The 17,465-nt window shown below is 67.3% G+C and carries 15 protein-coding genes; 5 read left to right on the top strand and 10 right to left on the bottom strand.

What is annotated here, in order from left to right:
• Positions 1-54 precede the first annotated feature (54 nt).
• On the top strand, positions 55-1,023 hold the full coding sequence (locus BMX37_RS06415) for a cation diffusion facilitator family transporter (protein WP_244501423.1): 969 nt from the start codon (positions 55-57) through the stop codon (positions 1,021-1,023).
• A gap of 94 nt (positions 1,024-1,117) precedes the next feature.
• The gene (locus BMX37_RS06410; RefSeq protein ID WP_093664651.1) at positions 1,118-2,083 is read left to right on the top strand and encodes an SIMPL domain-containing protein; all 966 of its coding nucleotides are present in this window, start codon (positions 1,118-1,120) and stop codon (positions 2,081-2,083) included.
• Between the two features lie 524 nt (positions 2,084-2,607).
• Here BMX37_RS06410 and BMX37_RS06405 read toward each other — a convergent pair.
• Positions 2,608-3,636, bottom strand: coding sequence for a polyprenyl synthetase family protein (locus tag BMX37_RS06405; RefSeq protein WP_093664649.1), 1,029 nt, complete (start codon positions 3,634-3,636; stop codon positions 2,608-2,610).
• Between the two features lie 126 nt (positions 3,637-3,762).
• Here BMX37_RS06405 and BMX37_RS06400 point away from each other — a divergent pair, with 126 nt between their 5' ends.
• Positions 3,763-4,041 carry a chorismate mutase gene (locus tag BMX37_RS06400; protein ID WP_093664647.1) on the top strand — a complete coding sequence of 93 codons (279 nt, stop codon included), beginning with the start codon at positions 3,763-3,765 and terminating at the stop codon, positions 4,039-4,041.
• Between the two features lie 130 nt (positions 4,042-4,171).
• Positions 4,172-4,675 (top strand): hypothetical protein, encoded by a 504-nt coding sequence (locus BMX37_RS06395; RefSeq protein ID WP_139198038.1) that lies wholly within the window; start codon positions 4,172-4,174, stop codon positions 4,673-4,675.
• A gap of 922 nt (positions 4,676-5,597) precedes the next feature.
• On the opposite strand, the gene BMX37_RS06390 is transcribed toward BMX37_RS06395, so the two are convergent.
• The 8 genes from BMX37_RS06390 to mdh all read right to left on the bottom strand — a co-directional run bounded on the left by BMX37_RS06390 (position 5,598) and on the right by mdh (position 15,082).
• Positions 5,598-5,897: a GCN5-related N-acetyltransferase gene (locus BMX37_RS06390; protein ID WP_093664643.1), complete on the bottom strand. Its 300-nt coding sequence runs from the start codon at positions 5,895-5,897 to the stop codon at positions 5,598-5,600.
• A complete protein-coding gene (locus BMX37_RS06385; protein ID WP_093664641.1) occupies positions 5,894-6,898 on the bottom strand; it encodes a helix-turn-helix domain-containing protein in 1,005 nt (334 codons plus the stop codon). The genes BMX37_RS06390 and BMX37_RS06385 overlap by 4 nt, the downstream gene beginning before the upstream one ends.
• 18 nt (positions 6,899-6,916) lie before the next feature.
• On the bottom strand, positions 6,917-8,323 hold the full coding sequence (gene lpdA / locus BMX37_RS06380; RefSeq protein WP_093664639.1) for a dihydrolipoyl dehydrogenase: 1,407 nt from the start codon (positions 8,321-8,323) through the stop codon (positions 6,917-6,919).
• 88 nt (positions 8,324-8,411) lie between these two features.
• The gene (gene odhB, locus BMX37_RS06375) at positions 8,412-9,728 is read right to left on the bottom strand and encodes a 2-oxoglutarate dehydrogenase complex dihydrolipoyllysine-residue succinyltransferase (protein WP_093664637.1); all 1,317 of its coding nucleotides are present in this window, start codon (positions 9,726-9,728) and stop codon (positions 8,412-8,414) included.
• Positions 9,729-9,780: 52 nt separating this feature from the next.
• Positions 9,781-12,717, bottom strand: coding sequence for a 2-oxoglutarate dehydrogenase E1 component (locus tag BMX37_RS06370; RefSeq protein ID WP_093664841.1), 2,937 nt, complete (start codon positions 12,715-12,717; stop codon positions 9,781-9,783).
• A 100-nt stretch (positions 12,718-12,817) separates the two neighbouring features.
• Complete coding sequence (gene sucD, locus BMX37_RS06365; RefSeq protein WP_093664635.1) at positions 12,818-13,708, bottom strand: succinate--CoA ligase subunit alpha; 891 nt, start codon at positions 13,706-13,708, stop codon at positions 12,818-12,820.
• Positions 13,709-13,780: 72 nt separating this feature from the next.
• On the bottom strand, positions 13,781-13,924 hold the full coding sequence (locus BMX37_RS19445) for a GIY-YIG nuclease family protein (RefSeq protein ID WP_425288436.1): 144 nt from the start codon (positions 13,922-13,924) through the stop codon (positions 13,781-13,783).
• Between the two features lie 195 nt (positions 13,925-14,119).
• The gene (gene mdh / locus BMX37_RS06355) at positions 14,120-15,082 is read right to left on the bottom strand and encodes a malate dehydrogenase (RefSeq protein ID WP_093664633.1); all 963 of its coding nucleotides are present in this window, start codon (positions 15,080-15,082) and stop codon (positions 14,120-14,122) included.
• A 172-nt stretch (positions 15,083-15,254) separates the two neighbouring features.
• Here mdh and BMX37_RS06350 point away from each other — a divergent pair, with 172 nt between their 5' ends.
• Complete coding sequence (locus BMX37_RS06350; protein ID WP_093664631.1) at positions 15,255-16,403, top strand: acyltransferase family protein; 1,149 nt, start codon at positions 15,255-15,257, stop codon at positions 16,401-16,403.
• Here the strand turns inward: BMX37_RS06350 and zapE are convergent.
• Positions 16,342-17,451, bottom strand: coding sequence for a cell division protein ZapE (zapE, locus tag BMX37_RS06345; RefSeq protein ID WP_093664630.1), 1,110 nt, complete (start codon positions 17,449-17,451; stop codon positions 16,342-16,344). The genes BMX37_RS06350 and zapE overlap by 62 nt on opposite strands.
• Positions 17,452-17,465: the final 14 nt, after the last annotated feature.

The following is a 17,465-nucleotide window of genomic DNA, read 5'->3' as shown; positions in this document are numbered from 1 at the left end:
CGGCACCGCCGGTCGATGCTAAGCGGCGGACGGCTGACGAAAAACGGATCAAGCGTGTCGGGGCATCATCACCATCAATCCCACTCCCACGGGCATGGACACTCGCAGGGACATGGGCACGGGCACGGGCATTCGCACGGCCACCACCATGCGCCGGCTACCTTCGACCGGGCGTTCGCGATCGGCATCGGGCTGAACATCGCGTTCGTCGTGGCGGAGGGCGCGGCCGGGTTCATCGCGGGATCGGTTGCGCTGCTGGCGGATGCGGGACACAATCTGTCGGATGTGCTGGGCCTGGCGGTGGCCTGGGGCGGCGCGCGGCTGGCGCGCACGCCGCCGAGCAAGCGTTTCACCTATGGCCTGAAGGGATCGACGATCCTGGCCGCCTTGTTCAACGCGCTGCTGCTGCTGGTCGCGCTGGGCGCGATCGTGCTGGAGGCGGGACAGCGCTTCGCGGACCCGGAACCGGTGCCGGGACTGACCGTATCGGCGATCGCGGGCGTGGGCATCCTGGTCAACGGCGTCACCGCGTGGCTGTTCGCGAGCGGGCGCAAGGGCGATGTGAACATCCGGGGCGCGTTCCTGCACATGGCGGCGGACGCGCTGGTGTCGGCAGGCGTGATGATCGCGGGCGTGGCGATCTGGGCCACCGGCATCGGCTGGATCGACCCGCTGGTCAGCCTGGTGATCGCGGCGGTGATCTTCCTGCAGACGTTCGGGCTGCTGCGCGAAACGGTGGAAATGGCGCTGGGCGCGGTGCCGCGGGGGATCGATTTCGACGCGGTGCGGATGGCGCTGCGGGCGCTGCCCGGCGTGTCGCATGTCCACGACCTGCACATCTGGCCGATGTCCACCACGGAGCCGGTGCTGACCGCGCATCTGGTGATGCCGGACGGACACCCCGGCGACGGGTTCCTGGGCGAGGCGCAGACGCTGCTGCACGACAGGTTCGGGATCGGCCATGCGACGTTGCAGGTCGAAACGGGCGCGGCGTGCGGGCTGGCCGACCCGGCGACGGTGTGAGGGTCGGCCTGTTCGGGGCCGGGCGGGGAACCGGACGGGCTGATGCAGGTTAAACAAGGTGCTTGCAGCCTCCTGCCCTTGCGGGGGCAAGGGAGTGGAAGCTCGCGACGCCCTGTCGGTGCGCCGGTTCGTCAGGCGGCTCGGCAGGGCGTTTTCGGTTCTGGGCACCGGGTCGGTAGATCGCGCGGTGGGCATATTGGGCCCGTGGTCAGGCACTTTCATGCTTGTCTTCGCTGTCCAAGAGAAGCCATTCACGTCGGATAAGAGCGACGCTTTCTACGCGAGCAAGACGGGGGCATCGATGCGGGCAGGTCTACTTCCGGTTCTCGGCGCGGCACTGATCGCCCCGACCCCGCTCTTCGCGCAGAGCGCGAGCCCGGTCGTGCTCGCACCCGGCGAAGTCCTCGCGCAGTCCGCAGGAACGGGACTGGTTCGGAGCAGGCCCGAGATTGCGCTCTTCCGCCTCACTGTCACCGGGCGAGCCGATGATGCAGGTGCCGCTCGCGCCGCCTGCGAGGCCGCGCTGCACGACCTTCGCACCAAGCTGCGAAGCGTAGGAGTGCCGGACGCTGCGGTGACCGTATTGCCGGCGCAAACTGCGCAGATCGGGTTCATCGGGAACGAAGCTTACTCCGACGATGACGCTCCTAACCCTGCCGCTGCTGCACCGCTGATGGCGATGGATAAGCAGCGGAAGGTTGTTACGGTCGGCGTTCAGATCGAGCTGACCGATATGAGCCGCCTTGCCTCGGTTCGTCAGCTTCTTATGGGTCGAGACGATGTTGTCGCTCAACCTCCGACACTCTCTCTCCGTGACGACACCGCTGCACGACGATCAGCCATCGCCCAGGCAATTGCGAAGGCCAAAGCGGAAGCTGATGCTTATTCCGTTCCTCTAGGGCTTCGTGTGTCACGCATCATTCGTGTGTTCGATCCGGCTGCGACATCCGAACAGCCGCAGGTCTGGTCGCAGATGACCGCAATCATGAACGGCAGCAATGGCAATGAGGTGATTACGGACGCGCGCGTTGGCATGGATGTCGTGCTGGCTCCGCGCTGACCTGTACGGCAACGCCCGCTTTAGCCCGTTGCCTCCCGCAAGCCGCCGTTCCGCCTTCCTCCAGACGCCGCCTTCTCCGCTCCACCGTCGAGAAACGAGAACGCCTGCCCAGCCAAACGATCTAACATGGACCGCATCGTTCCTGCGTCCTAGGTTGGCGTTACACGCAAGGGCAACACCGATGGTGCCGATGTGGGTTGATATGGTCGTCGCGCTCGCGATTGCAGTGACGGCTTTCGGAAACGGGCAACGCGTAGCTGGGCTGGGAATGGTGCTTGCGGCGCTCGCCTCAACCCTGTGGACCGCTTATTCAGTTGCTCGGCAGCGAAGGCGTGATTGCGCCTGCTAGGCGCCCCGCCTCGCAGGGGCCGATTTTCTGGGAAGGCGGAGCGGCGCTACGTCGGCTATCCTCATCGGCCTTCCCGTAAGCTGACGATCCGAAATCCGACAGAGTACGTACCTGCCCGACAGCGGGCAGCACGCCGCTTCAGGCGCTAAGCAGCGAAGCTCCCGCCCCTGCCCCCTCAGTACGCGCGGGCGACCGCGAAGGCGACGGCTTCGATCATCGCGTCCTTGGCGGGGCTGGCGGGGAACATGGCGATGGCGTCGATCGCGCGCTGGCCATAATGGCGGGCGCGGGCCAGCGTGTCGTCGACGGCGCGGGAGCGGCGGACCAGGTCGACGGCGTGGGCGAAGTCTGCATCGGTGTCGCGGCGGCCCTCCACCGCGTCCTTCCAGAACTTGCGCTCTTCCTCCGATCCGCGAGCGTAGGCGAGGATGACGGGCAGCGTCACCTTGCCCTCGCGGAAGTCGTCGCCCGCGTCCTTGCCCATCGTGTCGGCGTCGGAGACATAGTCGATCGCGTCGTCGACCAGCTGGAACGCGATGCCGAGATTGCGGCCATAGGCGTCCAGCGCCGCCTCCTCCGCCTCTCCGCGTTCGGCGACGACCGCGGCGATGCGGCAGGCGGCGGCGAAGAGCGCGGCGGTCTTGGCCACGATGATGTCGAGATAGCGATCCTCGCCCAGGTCGATGCGGCGGGCGGCGGTGAGCTGGTTCACCTCTCCCTCTGCAATCACGGCGCTGGCACCGGACAGGATCTGCAACGCCTTCAGGCTTTCGGCCTCCACCATCAGCTCGAACGAGCGGGAGAAGAGGAAGTCGCCGACCAGCACGCTGGCGGGGTTGCCCCAGATGATGTTGGCGGTGCGCTTGCCCCGGCGCAGGTCGGAGCCATCGACCACGTCGTCGTGGAGCAGCGTCGCGGTATGGATGAACTCCACCGCGGCGGCGAGGCGGTGGTGGCGCGTGCCGGAATAGCCGATAAGCCGCGCGCTGGCGAGCGTCAGCATCGGACGCATCCGCTTGCCCCCGCCCGCGATCAGGTGGCCGGCGAGTTCGGGGATCAGCGGGATCTGGCTGCGCATGCGGTCCAGGATCACCGCGTTGACCATGTTCATGTCGCCCGCGATCAGCGCCATCAGCGGGCCGAGCGAGGGCTGCGGCCGGGGGTCGCCGGCGGGGGAGTCGAGGCGGTGAACGGTGGCGGTCATGCTGGGCACGCCTTGGCGGACGGGCGGGGGCAACGCAACCCTTGGCCGCCCCGTCCGCGCCGTCCGCACCCCCTTGCCGCGCGCGGTCGCGCTCCGCATAGGACGAACCGAGCGAAGGGAGCCCCGATGACCGACACCGTGCTGCAAGGCTATCGCAAGAGCATCGACAATATCGACGCGGCGCTGGTCCACCTGCTCGCCGAGCGGTTCAAGGTCACGCAGGCGGTCGGGCGGTACAAGGCCGAGTCCGGACTGCCCCCCGCCGATGGCGCGCGCGAGGAGCGGCAGATCTCACGGCTGCGCCAGCTGGCCGAGGATGCGGAGCTGGACCCGGAGTTTTCCGAGAAGTTCCTGCGCTTCATCATCGACGAGGTGATCCGCCACCACCAGCGCCTGCGCGGCTGAACGACGCCGTGCCGATGGTACGGCAACATGGGTTATATCGGCGGGTCATCGCGGCGTGCGACGTTGCGCAGTGCAGCGAGAACGCGTACGTTTCCGCTGGAATCGGGGGTCTGCGATGGCGACGACGGGCATGATTCTGGCGCAAATGCTGGCCTTGCAATTGGCGCAGGTGTCTCCGCCGCCCGCGCCGGAAGGGTGCGCCGCCACCTCTCCCCTGACCAGCGAATATGAGGGCTGGTACGCGATGCAGGGCGTGTCTGCCGGCACCGGCATCGCCGCGCCCGCGACGTTGGCGCTGGGCCGCAGCGTCCGGGCGACGCTGGTCCCGGTGGCGCGCGTGACCTTTCCCGCCGCCGTCGCGCGCAGTGTCGATGCCGGTGGCATGGGTGGCGTGTTCGCGGTCGATGTCGACAAGCCGGGGGTGTACCGGCTGGCGGAGGATTCGATCGCCTGGATCGACATGGTCGCTGGCGACAAGCTGTTGACCGCGGTCGCCCACGGCCACGGCCCGGAATGTTCGGGCATCCGCAAATATGTCGACTTCCGGCTGACCGCGCCGGGCCGGTACCTGGTCCAGGTGGCGGGCAGCAAGGTGGCGGGCATCGCGTTGATGGTCAGCCGGGTGGGGGATTGAGGCGGGGTTTGTCGGGGAAGGATGTGACGGGCGGCAGGGGGCGGATGGCGCGGGGGTGTGCCGCCCTTGGCTCTGCGTCGGTCGTGCTTTGGTGTGCCGCGACGAGAGGATGGCTGGGGGCCGGGTCACGCACCTGAAGTGGGGTGGGATTCTCGCAGCATGACAGGTTGAGCGGATCGGTCCGGCGATCTTGTCCGGCGAGGCACTCCGCTCATGATCTGTCTGCCCGGAGATCAGAGTTACCCGATCGCGGTGCGATAGGACGGGCGTTCGTGGTCAGTCGAGTGTGCGGTCGCATGACGCATTTCGCCGGTTGCCACTCCACTCCATTCGCAATGCGAACAGGATGGATAGGGGCAGCCGGGTTCCGTCTTGCGCGTGCCAGTGGGTCGGGGATGCGGGATGGCAGTTGGCTGTGGCTTTAGCTGTAGTTCTGGCTCTTGCCCTTGCCTTGATCACCGTCTTGGCCCAACCGCACACCACGCTGTCGAGCAGCGTGGAGAGCTGTGGCTGAATTGCATAGCGCATTTAGCTGGCCGTCGCGTCGCTCGGTTTAGTTGGCCGGTGCGTTGGATGGGTGCAGGCGGGTCGCGGAACCTGACGGCGTGGGGCGGAGATGCGGTCGCGCATCTACGCTCTGCCTTGGTCGCGGCTGGCCTGATCGTCCACCAGGTTTGAGACTGCCGTGGAGGCTCCCCCCGGCCGGAGGACGTTGCATCGGCGGATCGACAGTCACGCAGAGATGGGTGAGTGGCGAGCGGTGGCTTGGCCAGCGGGCCCGTCTGTCGTTTGGGCGTGTCCAGTGTCGGCGGGGACAGATCGGGGCACTGCGCTCCCTCTAGTCAGGGCTAACGCGGGGCGATCGCCAGCTACTCGGCCGATGGTCGCAGGCCGGCCGTGTCGTGTCGAGCCTTCAGAACTCTCATACCCGCTTGCCGCGCCATTGCAGGGAGCGGTGGTTGAGCGCGGCGAGGTCGGCGCGTCCGGCGAGGGCGTCCTGACCCAGGTCCAGCGCCCGGCGCAGCGCATCGATCGCGACGTGGCGATAGGCGGGGCGTCCGGTCACGTGATCGTACCAGCGGCCGCCGAGCGCATTGTCGAGCAGGATGCGTTGGAAGCAATGGTCCGCGCGTACGGGCCATCCACGTGCAGCGGCGCAGTCGGGCATGACGCGCCGGGTCAGGTCCAGCCACGCCGCCTCCAGCGCGGCACGCTCGTTCATGGCGCGGGCGTGGGGGCCGGAGAGGATGGACTGTTCGTGCGCTTGGCAGCAGGTGAGGTCGGCGCCCTGCCCGGCGATGCGACATCGTGCAACGCATGCGTCGCGGCGCCCAGTACGGCCGCGCGTGCGACGATGCTGGCGTGCAGGAAGCGGTTGGCGTTCTGGAGGAAGCGTCGCGGCGTGGTGCCCAGAAACGTCTCCGCATCGCGCAGAAAGTGCGGCACGTCGAAATAGCTGCCGTCGATCACGCTGTAATCGGCCGGTTCCCCTGTCCGCATCAGCGCAAGGAACGAGCGCAGGAACCGGGCGCGGCGGAGCAGCAGCTTTGGCGTCATGCCGAAATGACGCTGCGACAGCCGTCGCAGGGCATGGGTCGGGATGTCGAGCCGGGTGGCGGCGTCCCCGCTTTCGACCACGCCGTCCTGGAGCATCAGCACGGAGAAGCGGCGGATCAGCGGCTCATCGGGATGGGGCCTGGCGAGCAGCGGCGCGAGCAGGTCGTCGAGCAGCGGCTTTATGTCCGCATCGTCGTGCAGTGCGTCCAGTCCGTCGGTCAGCCGATTGGACAGCCCGGCGCCGAACACGCTGGCCAGCGGCACGACCCGGTTGTGCAGGTCGCTGGCCATGCGCCGGGCCAGCCGGGCCCAGCCGATCGCGCTGACCCCCACCCCGACCATGATGCCGCCATTGGTTTCCGCGCAAAAGGCCCGGCTGGTCGGACCGTACAGGCTGGCGCGGGAGAGCGGGCCGAAACGGGTGTTGCGGATGCTGACGCATAACGGCCCCGCATCCACCACGACGGAGATCATCGGCGGCGCGGGCATGAACCAGTTCACCGCCGGTATGCTGCCGTCATGGGCATAGACGGCATAGGCGGTGACGCATTCCGCCAGTGCGGGCGCGGGCGCGTCGTAGCGCATCCGCATGCCCGGCGGCATGGCGAAGACGGAAGCGGGAATGTTCGACGTGTGCGTGCCGCCGCGAACCTGCTCCGTCTTCAACCCTGCCCCCGCTTGCGATCAGACGTGTATGGGTTTGCCCGTCACGCCCATCGCCGCTTCCTTGATCGCCTCCGAATGGGTCGGATGCGCGTGGCAGGTATAAGCGATGTCTTCGGAGGTAGCCCCAAATTCCATCGCCTGTGCTACTTGAGCGATCATAGTACCGGCAAGTGACGAAATGATCCACGCGCCCAGGACGCGGTCGGTTTTCGCATCCGCGATCACCTTCACGAAGCCGTCGGTGTCGCGATTGGTCTTGGCGCGGCTGTTGGCGGCGAAGGGGAACTTGCCGACCTTGATCTCGCCGACCTTTTCCTTTGCGGCCTCTTCGGACAGGCCGACTCCGGCGATCTCGGGCGTGGTGTAGACGACGGACGGGATGATGTCGTGATTGACGATCCCGGTCTGTCCGGCGATGTTCTCCGCCACGGCGATCCCCTCATCCTCCGCCTTGTGCGCGAGCATCAGGCCGGGCGCGACGTCGCCGATCGCCCAGATGCCGTCGACATTGGTGGCGAAGTCGTGGTCGATCGCGACCTGGCCCCGGTCGGTCAGCTTCACGCCCGCCGCATCCAGGTTCAGCCCGTCGATGTTCGGCTTGCGCCCGATCGCGACAAGGACGGCATCGGCGTCGAGGGTCGTCGCCTCTCCACCGGCGGCCGGTTCGACCGACACGGTGGCGCGGTCGCCGTCGACGGTGACGCCGGTGACCTTGGTCGACAGCAGGAACTCCATGCCCTGCTTCTTGAACAGCTTGCCCGCCTCGCGGCGAACCTCGCCGTCGAAGCCGGGCAAGATCTGGTCGACATATTCGACCACCGTCACCTTCGCGCCGAGGCGGCGCCAGACACTGCCGAGTTCGAGGCCGATGACGCCACCACCGATCACCACCAGATGCTCGGGCACCTTGGGCAGCGCCAGCGCGCCGGTGGAGTCGACCACGACCTTCTGGTCGATCTCGACACCGGTCAGCGGGGTGACGGACGATCCGGTCGCGATCACGATGTCGCGCGCGGTCACGGTCTGGTCCCCGACCTGCACGCTGTGGTCGTTCTGGAACGCGGCGCGGCCCTTCAGCCACGTGACCTTGTTCTTCTTGAACAGGAACTCGATGCCGCCGGTCAGCTCCTTGACCGCCTTCGCCTTTTCGGCGTGCATCTGGTCGAGGTTCAGCGTGGCACCCTGGATGTCGACGCCGAACTTTGCGAGATGACCGCCGGTCGCCTCCTCGAACAGCTCGGACGCGTGGAGCAGCGCCTTGGACGGGATGCAGCCGACGTTGAGGCAGGTGCCGCCCAGCGTCTCGCGGCTTTCGGCGCAGGCGGTCTTCAGCCCGAGCTGCGCGGCGCGGATCGCGGCGACATAGCCACCCGGCCCGGCACCGATCACGAGGACGTCATAGTCGTACTGCTGTTGGTCAGCCATCTTCGGAGCACCTTTTTGTGCCCCCGCACAGGCGGGGGCCCAGTCCGCGCCCCCGCCGGCGCGGGGACAGGGGGTTATATAGTGGGTCTTACAGGTCGATCAGGATGCGCGTCGGATCCTCGATCGCGTTCTTCAGCGCGACAAGGAAGGTCACCGCCTCGCGACCGTCGATCAGGCGGTGATCATAGCTGAGCGCGAGATACATCATCGGGCGCACCACCACCTGGCCGTCGCGGACCACCGGGCGTTCTTCGATCCGGTGCAGGCCGAGCACGGCCGCCTGGGGCGGGTTGATGATCGGCGTCGACATCAGCGATCCGAACACGCCGCCGTTGGAGATGGTGAAGGTGCCGCCCTTCATCTCGTCCATCTTCAGCGTGCCGTCCTTGGCGCGCTTGCCGAAGTCGCCGATCGTCTTTTCGATCCCGGCGACCGTCAGGTCCTGCGCGTCACGGATCACCGGCACGACCAGGCCGTTGGGCGCGGACACCGCGACCGAGATGTCGGCGTAATCGTGGTAGACGATCTCGTCACCCTCGATCGAGGCGTTGACGGCGGGGATGTCCTTCAACGCCATGGTCGCGGCCTTCACGAAGAAGCCCATGAAGCCGAGGCGCACGCCGTGCTTCTTCTCGAACAGGTCCTTGTACTTGGCGCGGGCCTCGATCACCGCGGTCATGTCGACGTCGTTGAACGTCGTCAGCATGGCGGCGGTGTTCTGCGCCTCCTTCAACCGCTTGGCGATGGTCTGGCGCAGGCGGGTCATCTTGACCCGCTCTTCCTTGCGGCCGGGCTGGGCGGCGGCAACCTGCGGCGCGGGTGCCGAGGTGGCGGCGAGTGCCGCGGGCTTGGCGGAGGCGGCGGCGGCGACGTCCTCCTTGGTGATGCGCCCGTCACGGCCGGTGCCGGTGACGGTGGACGGGTCGACGCCATGTTCCAGGATCGCACGGCGCACGGACGGCGACAGCGCGGCGGGCGTGTCGCCCCCGCCCTGATTGTTGCCGCCCTGATTGTTGCCGCCCTGGTCGTTGCCGGCAGGCGCATCCTGCGTGCGGGGGCGGATCTGCTCGCCCGGGCCCGGACCGGTGCCGGCCTTCGCCTTGTCAGCCATATCGGCATTGCCCTGCGTCGCGGCGGGCGCGGGTGCGGCCTGGGCGGCCGCGCCGTCGCCCGATCCGACCGTGGCGATCATCGCGCCGACCGAGACGGTGTCGCCGACCTTTACCGCATGTTCGCCCATCACGCCCGCGACGGGCGAAGGCACCTCGACCGACACCTTGTCGGTTTCCAGGCTGGCGATCGGCTCATCGGCCTTGACCGGGTCGCCGGGCTGCTTGAGCCACTCGCCAAGCGTGGCTTCGGTGATCGATTCCCCGAGAACCGGGACCAGGACTTCAGTTGCCATCTGCTTCTCGCCTTGTTGCGCCCCCGCATCCCGCGGGGGCCCAGACACAGTTTCAGTTCTTCTTCGTACGCCGCACTTCGTCGCGGACCGAATGACCCAGCGCGTCGGCGACCAGCGCCGCCTGTTCCAGCTGGTGCCGCTTCATCAGCCCGGTCGCCGGAGAGGCGGAGGCCGCACGGCCCGCATAGCGCGGCCGCTTCGGCGTGACGCCCGCCTTGACCATCGCCTCTTCGACAAAGGGTTCAACAAAGGTCCAGTAGCCGTTGTTGCGCGGTTCCTCCTGCGCCCAGACCACTTCCTCCAGCGCGGGCATGCGCTGCAGCCGCGCGATCAGCGCATCGGTCGGGAACGGGTAGAGCTGCTCGACGCGGACGATCTGGGTGTCCGTGTCGCCGGCGGCGTCACGCGCCTCCATCAAGTCGTACGCCACCTTGCCCGAACACAGCACCATCCGCTTGGTCTGCGCATCGGCCGCCCCACGCGGGTCGGACAACAGGCGATGGAAGTGCGCGTCGCCCTGGAAATCGGCCGCCACCGACACCGCCGCCTTGTGACGAAGCAGCGACTTGGGCGTGAAGATCACCAGCGGCTTGCGGAAGCTGCGGTGCATCTGCCGGCGCAGCAGGTGGAAATAGTTCGCCGGCGTCGTGCAGTTCGCGACCTGAAGGTTGTCTTGCGCGCAGAGTTGCAGGAACCGTTCCGGACGCGCGGAGCTGTGCTCCGGCCCCTGCCCCTCATATCCGTGCGGCAGCAGCAGGACCAGGCCGTTGGCGCGCAGCCACTTGGCCTCGCCCGCCGCCAGATACTGGTCGATCATGATCTGCGCGCCATTGGCGAAGTCGCCGAACTGCGCCTCCCACAGGACCAGCGTCTTCGGGTCGGCGAGCGCATAGCCATATTCAAAGCCGAGCACGCCATATTCGCTGAGCGGCGAGTCCAGCACCTCGAACCGGCCATGCTCGCTGGTCGCGAGCGGCACATATTTGTGCTCGTCGTTCTGGTCGACCCAGACGGCGTGACGCTGCGAGAAGGTGCCGCGCCCGGAGTCCTGACCCGACAGGCGGACACCGTACCCTTCCGCGAGCAGCGCGCCATAGGCCAGCGCCTCGCCGGTCGCCCAGTCGAAATTCTCTCCGGTGGAGAACATCTGCCGCTTGGCATCGAGGACACGGGCGAGGGTCTTGTGGATCGACAGATGGTCGGGGACCGTCGTCAGCTTCGCGCCGAGCGCGTCGAACAGCTTGGGCGTGATGCCGGTTTCGGCGGCGCGACGCGCACCCTCCCCGTCCGACGGTGCGGACAGGCCCGACCAGCGGCCGGCGAACCAGTCGGCCTTGTTCGGCTTGTACCCCGAACCCGCCTCGAACTCGCCCTCCAACAGGGTCGTGTACTGCTTCACGGCCTCATCGACCCAGGCCTTGTCGACGACACCCTCGGCGGTCAGCCGCTGGGCGTACAGGTCGGCGACGCCGGGATGATCCTTGATCGCGCGGTACATCACCGGCTGGGTGAAGCTCGGCTCGTCGCCCTCGTTGTGGCCGAAGCGGCGGTAGCACCACATGTCGATGACGACGTCGCGGTGGAACTTCTGCCGGAACTCCATCGCCATCTTGGTGGCGAAGGTCACCGCCTCCGGATCGTCGCCGTTGACGTGGAAGACCGGCGCCTGAACGCCCTTCGCCACATCCGACGGATAGGGCGAGGAGCGCGCGAACTGCGGGCTGGTGGTGAAGCCGATCTGGTTGTTGATGATGTAATGGACGCAGCCGCCGGTGTTGTAGCCGCGGATGCCCGAGAAGCCGAGGCATTCCCAGACGATGCCCTGCCCCGCGAACGCCGCGTCGCCGTGGATCAGCACCGGCAGCGAGGCGTCGTGGTTCTCCAGGTCGCTGTTCAGCGTCTGGATCGCGCGAACCTTGCCCAGCACCACCGGATCGACGGTTTCGAGGTGCGACGGATTGGCGACCAGGCTCATGTGCACCTTGACCCCGTCGAACTCGCGGTCGGACGAGGTGCCCAGATGGTATTTCACGTCGCCCGAGCCCTGGATCTCCTCCGGGTTGGCGGAGCCGCCGGCGAATTCGTGGAAGATCACGCGCAACGGCTTGCCCATGACGTTGGCGAGCACGTTCAGGCGGCCGCGATGGGCCATGCCGAACACGATCTCGCGCACGCCGTACTGGCCGCCGTACTTGATGACCGACTCCAGCGCCGGAATCATCGATTCACCGCCGTCGAGGCCGAAGCGCTTGGTGCCGACATATTTGCGGCCCAGGAACTTCTCCCACTGCTCGGCCTGGATCACCTTCGACAGGATCGCCTTCTTGCCGTCGTTGGTGAACTGGATCGCCTTGTCGCGGCCCTCCATGCGGTCCCGGAGAAAGCGGCGCTCCTCCACGTCGACGATGTGCATGAACTCCAGGCCGACATTGCCGCAATAATTGCGGCGCAGCGTGTCGACCAGTTCGCGCACAGTCGCCCAGTCAAAGCCCATGGTGCCGCCGAGATAGATCGGACGGTCGAGGTCGACGTCGGTGAAGCCGTGATATTCGGTGCGCAGGTCGTCGGGCAGCTCGCGCCGCGACAGTTCCAGCGGATCGAGATTGGCGGCAAGGTGGCCGCGCACACGATAGGTGCGGACGAGCAGCTGGGCGCGGATCGCGTCGGCGGCGGCGCGGATCACCTCGTCCTTCGACGGCGCAGCGGCGGCAGCGGCGGCGGGCGCAGGCTTTCCACCGCGCGCGGGCTTGGGCGCCGGCTCCATCTGCGTCGGATCGAGCGCGGCGGTCAGGTCGTCGGTGGTGGACAGCGGCCAGCGATCGCTTTTCCAGCTCGCGCCCTGCGGTCCGGCCTCAAGACCCTGGAAGAAGTTCTGCCAGCCGGGTTCGACGGAGCCGGGGGAGCTCTGGTAGCGGGCGTAGAGCGCCTCGATGAAGGCGGGGCTGACGCCCGCCGCGATGTCGGAAAAGTCCTGGCCTTCGTAGCCCATCTTCGTCTCCTTCGTCACCCCGGCCGAAGCCGGGGTCCAGGGTCGAGAGCGGTGCGCCCGTGGCTCTGGATCCCGGCTCGCGCCGGGATGACCGATTGGTTTAGCCCTTCAACACTTCAAGCAGGGTCGAACCGAGTTCGGACGGTGAGGCCGCCACCTTGATCCCGGCCGCTTCCATCGCGGCGATCTTGTCCTCGGCGCCGCCCTGGCCGCCCGACACGATCGCGCCGGCATGACCCATGCGACGACCCGGAGGCGCGGTACGGCCCGCGATGAAGCCGGCCATCGGCTTCTTGCGGCCACGCTTCGCCTCGTCACGGAGGAACTGCGCCGCTTCTTCCTCGGCCGAACCGCCGATCTCACCGATCATGATGATCGATTCCGTGGCGTCGTCGGCGAGGAACAGTTCCAGCACGTCGATGAAGTTTGTGCCGTTGACGGGATCGCCGCCGATGCCGACCGCGGTGGTCTGGCCCAGGCCGGCGTTCGAGGTCTGGAACACCGCCTCATAGGTCAGCGTACCCGATCGGGAGACGACGCCCACCGAACCCTGCTTGAAGATGGAGCCGGGCATGATGCCGATCTTGCACTCGCCGGGCGTCAGGACGCCGGGGCAGTTCGGGCCGATCAGGCGCGACTTGGAACCGGACAGCGCACGCTTGACGCGCACCATGTCGAGCACCGGAATACCCTCCGTGATCGCGACGATCAGCGGCACCTCGGCGTCGATCGCCTCCAGGATCGAGTCCGCGGCGAAGGGCGGCGGCACGTAGATCACGGACGCACTGGCGCCGGTCTTCGCGACCGCCTCCGCCACCGTGTCGAAGTTCGGCAGACCCAGCTCCTCATGGGTGGTGCCGCCCTTGCCCGGCGTGACGCCCCCGACCATCTGCGTGCCGTAATCCAGCGCCGCCTTGGTGTGGAAGGTGCCGGTCTTGCCGGTCATGCCCTGCGTGATGACCTTGGTATTCCGGTCGACGAGGATGCTCATCTGGGTTCCCAACTCCTTGTGTCCCCGCGAAGGCGGGGACCCAGACTGGGCTCCCGCCTTCGCGGGAGCACGTTAGCGACAAATGGATTCGAACAGATCGTTCCAATCCGGGTTAAGGTCTTCAATCAGGCGCAGTTTCCATTGCCTGCTCCACTTCTTCAACCGGAGCTCACGCTGTCTTGCTGGCTCCAGTTCGTCGTGCACCTCATACCACACGAGGTGCCTGCAACCGTACTTCCTCGTGAACCCGTCGACGGCGCCGGTTCGGTGTTCTCACGCGCGCCTTAGCAGATCCACTGTCGAGCCGAGGTGCAGCGTGCCATTTCGTCCGCTCGCCACCATGTAAACGCAGGCCTGTTCGATCATCCCAGGCGCCCCGCTACTGGCCCCCGGCCTTCGCCGGGGAACCGGTCACTTCAACGTTTCGTCGATCCCCTTGCACGCGACCAGCAGTTCCTTCACCGCGTCGACCGACACCTGCAGGTTGCCCTTCGCCTCGTCGGACAGCTTGACCTCGACCACCTTCTCGACGCCGCCGGCGCCGATCACCACCGGCACGCCGACATACAGGTCGTCGATGCCGTACTGCCCGGTCAGGTGGGCGGCGGCGGGCAGAATCCGCTTCTGGTCGTACAGATACGCTTCCGCCATCGCGATGCCGCTGGTCGCCGGCGCGTAATAGGCCGAGCCGGTCTTCAGCAGCGCGACAATCTCGCCGCCGCCGCCGCGCGTGCGCTTGATGATCTCGTCCACCTTTTCCTTGGTGGAGAAGCCCATGTCGATCAGGTCGGCGACAGGAATGCCGGACACAGTGGAATATTCCAGAACCGGCACCATGGTGTCGCCATGGCCGCCGAGCACGAACGTGTTCACGTCCTTCACCGACACGCCGAACTCCTCGGCGAGGAAGTGGCTGAAGCGCGCCGAGTCGAGCACGCCCGCCATGCCGACCACCTTGTTGTGCGGCAGGCCGGAGAATTCGCGCAGCGCCCAGACCATCGCGTCGAGCGGATTGGTGATGCAGATCACGAACGCGTCGGGGGCGTTGTCGCGGATGCCCTCACCGACCGCCTTCATCACCTTCAGGTTGATGCCGAGCAGGTCGTCGCGGCTCATGCCCGGCTTGCGCGCGACACCGGCGGTGACGATGATGACGTCAGCGCCCTTGATGTCGGCGTAGTCGTTCGACCCCTTGATGCTAGCGTCGAAGCCCTCGACCGGGCCGCACTGCGACAGGTCCAGCGCCTTGCCCTGGGGCACGCCCTCGACCACGTCGAACAGGACGATGTCGCCCAGCCCCTTCAGCGCGGCGAGATGCGCGAGCGTGCCGCCGATGTTGCCGGCGCCGATCAGCGCGATCTTCTTGCGGGCCATCCAGTGCTTCTCCGTAACCAAAGGTGCGTCTGTTTGCGGACGCGACATAGGCGCATCGGCCAACAGGGGCAACCGCTAAACGACCAGATACATTCGCGGTATCGATACTGGTTCGCAGTAGCGATAGCGGGCGCTAAGCACATCTTAATCGCTATGGGTCATAGGGTAAGCCGTGCCACCTGCCCCCCGCCCCGCGCGCCCACTGCTTGCGCTGGACCTGCTGCGTTTCCTGTGTGCGGTGAGTGTAGTCACCTATCATTATCTGGGCGCGGCGGCACATTCGCCCAGCCCGCATGCGAAACTCGCGTTGAGCGGTGTTGCAGTGCCGACCGGTGCGATCGCAGCGACATGGTGGGGATGGGTCGGTGTCGAAATCTTCTTCGTCATCTCCGGCTATGTCATCGCATGTTCCGCGCGTGGGGCGACATGGTCGGGCTTCCTGCGGCGACGGGCCCTGCGGCTGTATCCGGCGGCGCTGGTCTGCGCATCGGTTAGTCTGGCGGTGCTGCTGGCCGGGGCGGTCGCGCCTGCCGGGCGGCTTTTCGCCGAATGGAGTGTCAGCGCCGCCCTGCTGCCGGCGGGTGCGCCGGTTGACGGATCCTATTGGACGTTACCGATCGAGATCGCATTCTACCTGCTGATCGCCGGGATGCTCGCGCTGCCTGTGCGCGGCGAGCGAATCCTGGAGGCGAGCGGCTGGGGATTGGGACTCGTCAGCACCGCAGTCCTGCTGTTCGGACCGCCGCTCGGCTGGACGGAGGGCGCGCTCCATGTGGTGGCGCAATTGTTGATCTATGGTCCGGAATTCGCGCTGGGGATGGCGCTGGCCGACAGTCACGGTGCCGCGTCGCAAAGCCCGTTGCGACTGCTATGGGTGGCGGTGCTCGCGGCGATGACGCTGGGAACCACCTGGGTAAGCGCCGTCGAGGGGGCGGTGCGGATCGGCGCACCGATGCAGCCATGGGTGCCGACGCTGATCGTCGCGATCGGCCTGGGCATCCTGATCGCGGCGCCGCGATTGCAACCCGGACTGGAGCGCTTGCGGGGCGCGCGGCACATTCCGATGCTGGGGCTGATGACCTATCCGCTCTACCTGGTCCATCAGGATGCCGGGCTGACGATCGCAGCAGCGCTGGTGCGGCGTGGCGTGTCCTATGGCGCGGCGGTGGCAGTCTCGGCAGCGCTGGCGTTGGCCTTCGCCTGGGTCGTCGCGGCGCGGGTCGAGCCGGCGGTGCGCGGCTGGCTCGCCGCGCTGGACCTCAGGCGCTTCCGTGCCCCTGTTCCAGATAGCTTTCGGAACGCATTTCCTCCAGCCGGCTGACCGTGCGCTGGAACTCGAAGGCGCCGTCGCCGCCCGGGTAGAGGCGGTCCGGCTGGGCGTCGGCGGCGGCGAGCAGCTTCACCTTGTGCTCATACAGCGCGTCGATCAGCGCGACGAAGCGCGCGGCCTCATTGCGGTTCTCCGGGCCCAGCACGGGAATGCCGACCAGGATGACGGTGTGGAACCGCCGCGCCACGGCCAGGTAATCGGCGGCGCCCCGCGCCTCCCCGCACAGGCGCTGGAAGGAAAAGACGGCGACGCCCTTCAGTGCCTTGGGCACGTGCAGCGTCCGGCCCTGTACCGTCAACTCCTCGGAGGGGACATGGGCGCGATCCTCTACCGGATAGTCGGTCAGGCGAAAGAAGGCGGCGGACAACTGCTCGGTTGCGACCGGGCCGTTGGGCACCAGCCACGTGTCCTGCGCCCCCAGCCGGTCGCGGCGGTAATCGGTCGGGCCGTTCAGCGCCAGCACGTCCATGCGGTCTTCGATCAACGCGATGAAGGGCAGGAAATGCTCGCGGTTGAGGCCGTTCGCGTACAGGTCTGACGGCGCGCGGTTGGAGGTGGTGACCACCGTCACGCCGCTTTCGATCAGATGGGTGAACAGCCGCGACAGGATCATCGCGTCGGGGCTGTTGGTGACCATCATCTCGTCAAAGGCGAGCAGTCGCGCATCCTCCGCCAGCGCGGCGGCGACAGGCGCGATGGGGTCGCCCGCCTCCTTGCGCCGTTCGACGGCGATGCGGGCGTGGACGTCGAGCATGAACTCCGCGAAGTGGACGCGGCGTTTGCGGCGGATGTCCACATTGGCGAAGAACAGGTCCATCAGCATGGACTTGCCCCGGCCCACGCCGCCCCACAGGTACAGCCCGCGCGGCGCCGACGGCTTTCCGCGCAGCATCCGCCACAGCGTGCTGCCGCGGCTGGGCACGGCCATCAGTTCCGCGCGAAGCTGTTCGAGGCGGGCGGCGGCGGCGGCCTGTTCGGGGTCGGGGCGCAGTTCCCCGGCGGCGACGAGGGCGTCGTAGGCGGACTGGACGCTGGTCATGGGAGTCTCAGGCC

The organism is Sphingomonas gellani, from assembly GCF_900110035.1.
In the GTDB taxonomy this organism is placed as follows: Bacteria; Pseudomonadota; Alphaproteobacteria; order Sphingomonadales; family Sphingomonadaceae; genus Sphingomonas; species Sphingomonas gellani.
The sequence above is the reverse complement of the archived record's forward strand: the minus strand, read 5'-3'. Positions and strand labels throughout refer to the sequence as shown.

Coding starts and splice junctions, on each gene's coding strand:
- BMX37_RS06370 (WP_093664841.1), bottom strand. CDS start 12,717: ATGGGCTACGAAGGCCAGGACTTTTCCGACATCGCGGCGGGCGTCAGC.
- lpdA (WP_093664639.1), bottom strand. CDS start 8,323: ATGGCTGACCAACAGCAGTACGACTATGACGTCCTCGTGATCGGTGCC.
- sucD (WP_093664635.1), bottom strand. CDS start 13,708: ATGAGCATCCTCGTCGACCGGAATACCAAGGTCATCACGCAGGGCATG.
- BMX37_RS06395 (WP_139198038.1), top strand. CDS start 4,172: ATGATTCTGGCGCAAATGCTGGCCTTGCAATTGGCGCAGGTGTCTCCG.
- BMX37_RS06390 (WP_093664643.1), bottom strand. CDS start 5,897: ATGAACGAGCGTGCCGCGCTGGAGGCGGCGTGGCTGGACCTGACCCGG.
- BMX37_RS06400 (WP_093664647.1), top strand. CDS start 3,763: ATGACCGACACCGTGCTGCAAGGCTATCGCAAGAGCATCGACAATATC.
- BMX37_RS06405 (WP_093664649.1), bottom strand. CDS start 3,636: ATGACCGCCACCGTTCACCGCCTCGACTCCCCCGCCGGCGACCCCCGG.
- odhB (WP_093664637.1), bottom strand. CDS start 9,728: ATGGCAACTGAAGTCCTGGTCCCGGTTCTCGGGGAATCGATCACCGAA.
- mdh (WP_093664633.1), bottom strand. CDS start 15,082: ATGGCCCGCAAGAAGATCGCGCTGATCGGCGCCGGCAACATCGGCGGC.
- zapE (WP_093664630.1), bottom strand. CDS start 17,451: ATGACCAGCGTCCAGTCCGCCTACGACGCCCTCGTCGCCGCCGGGGAA.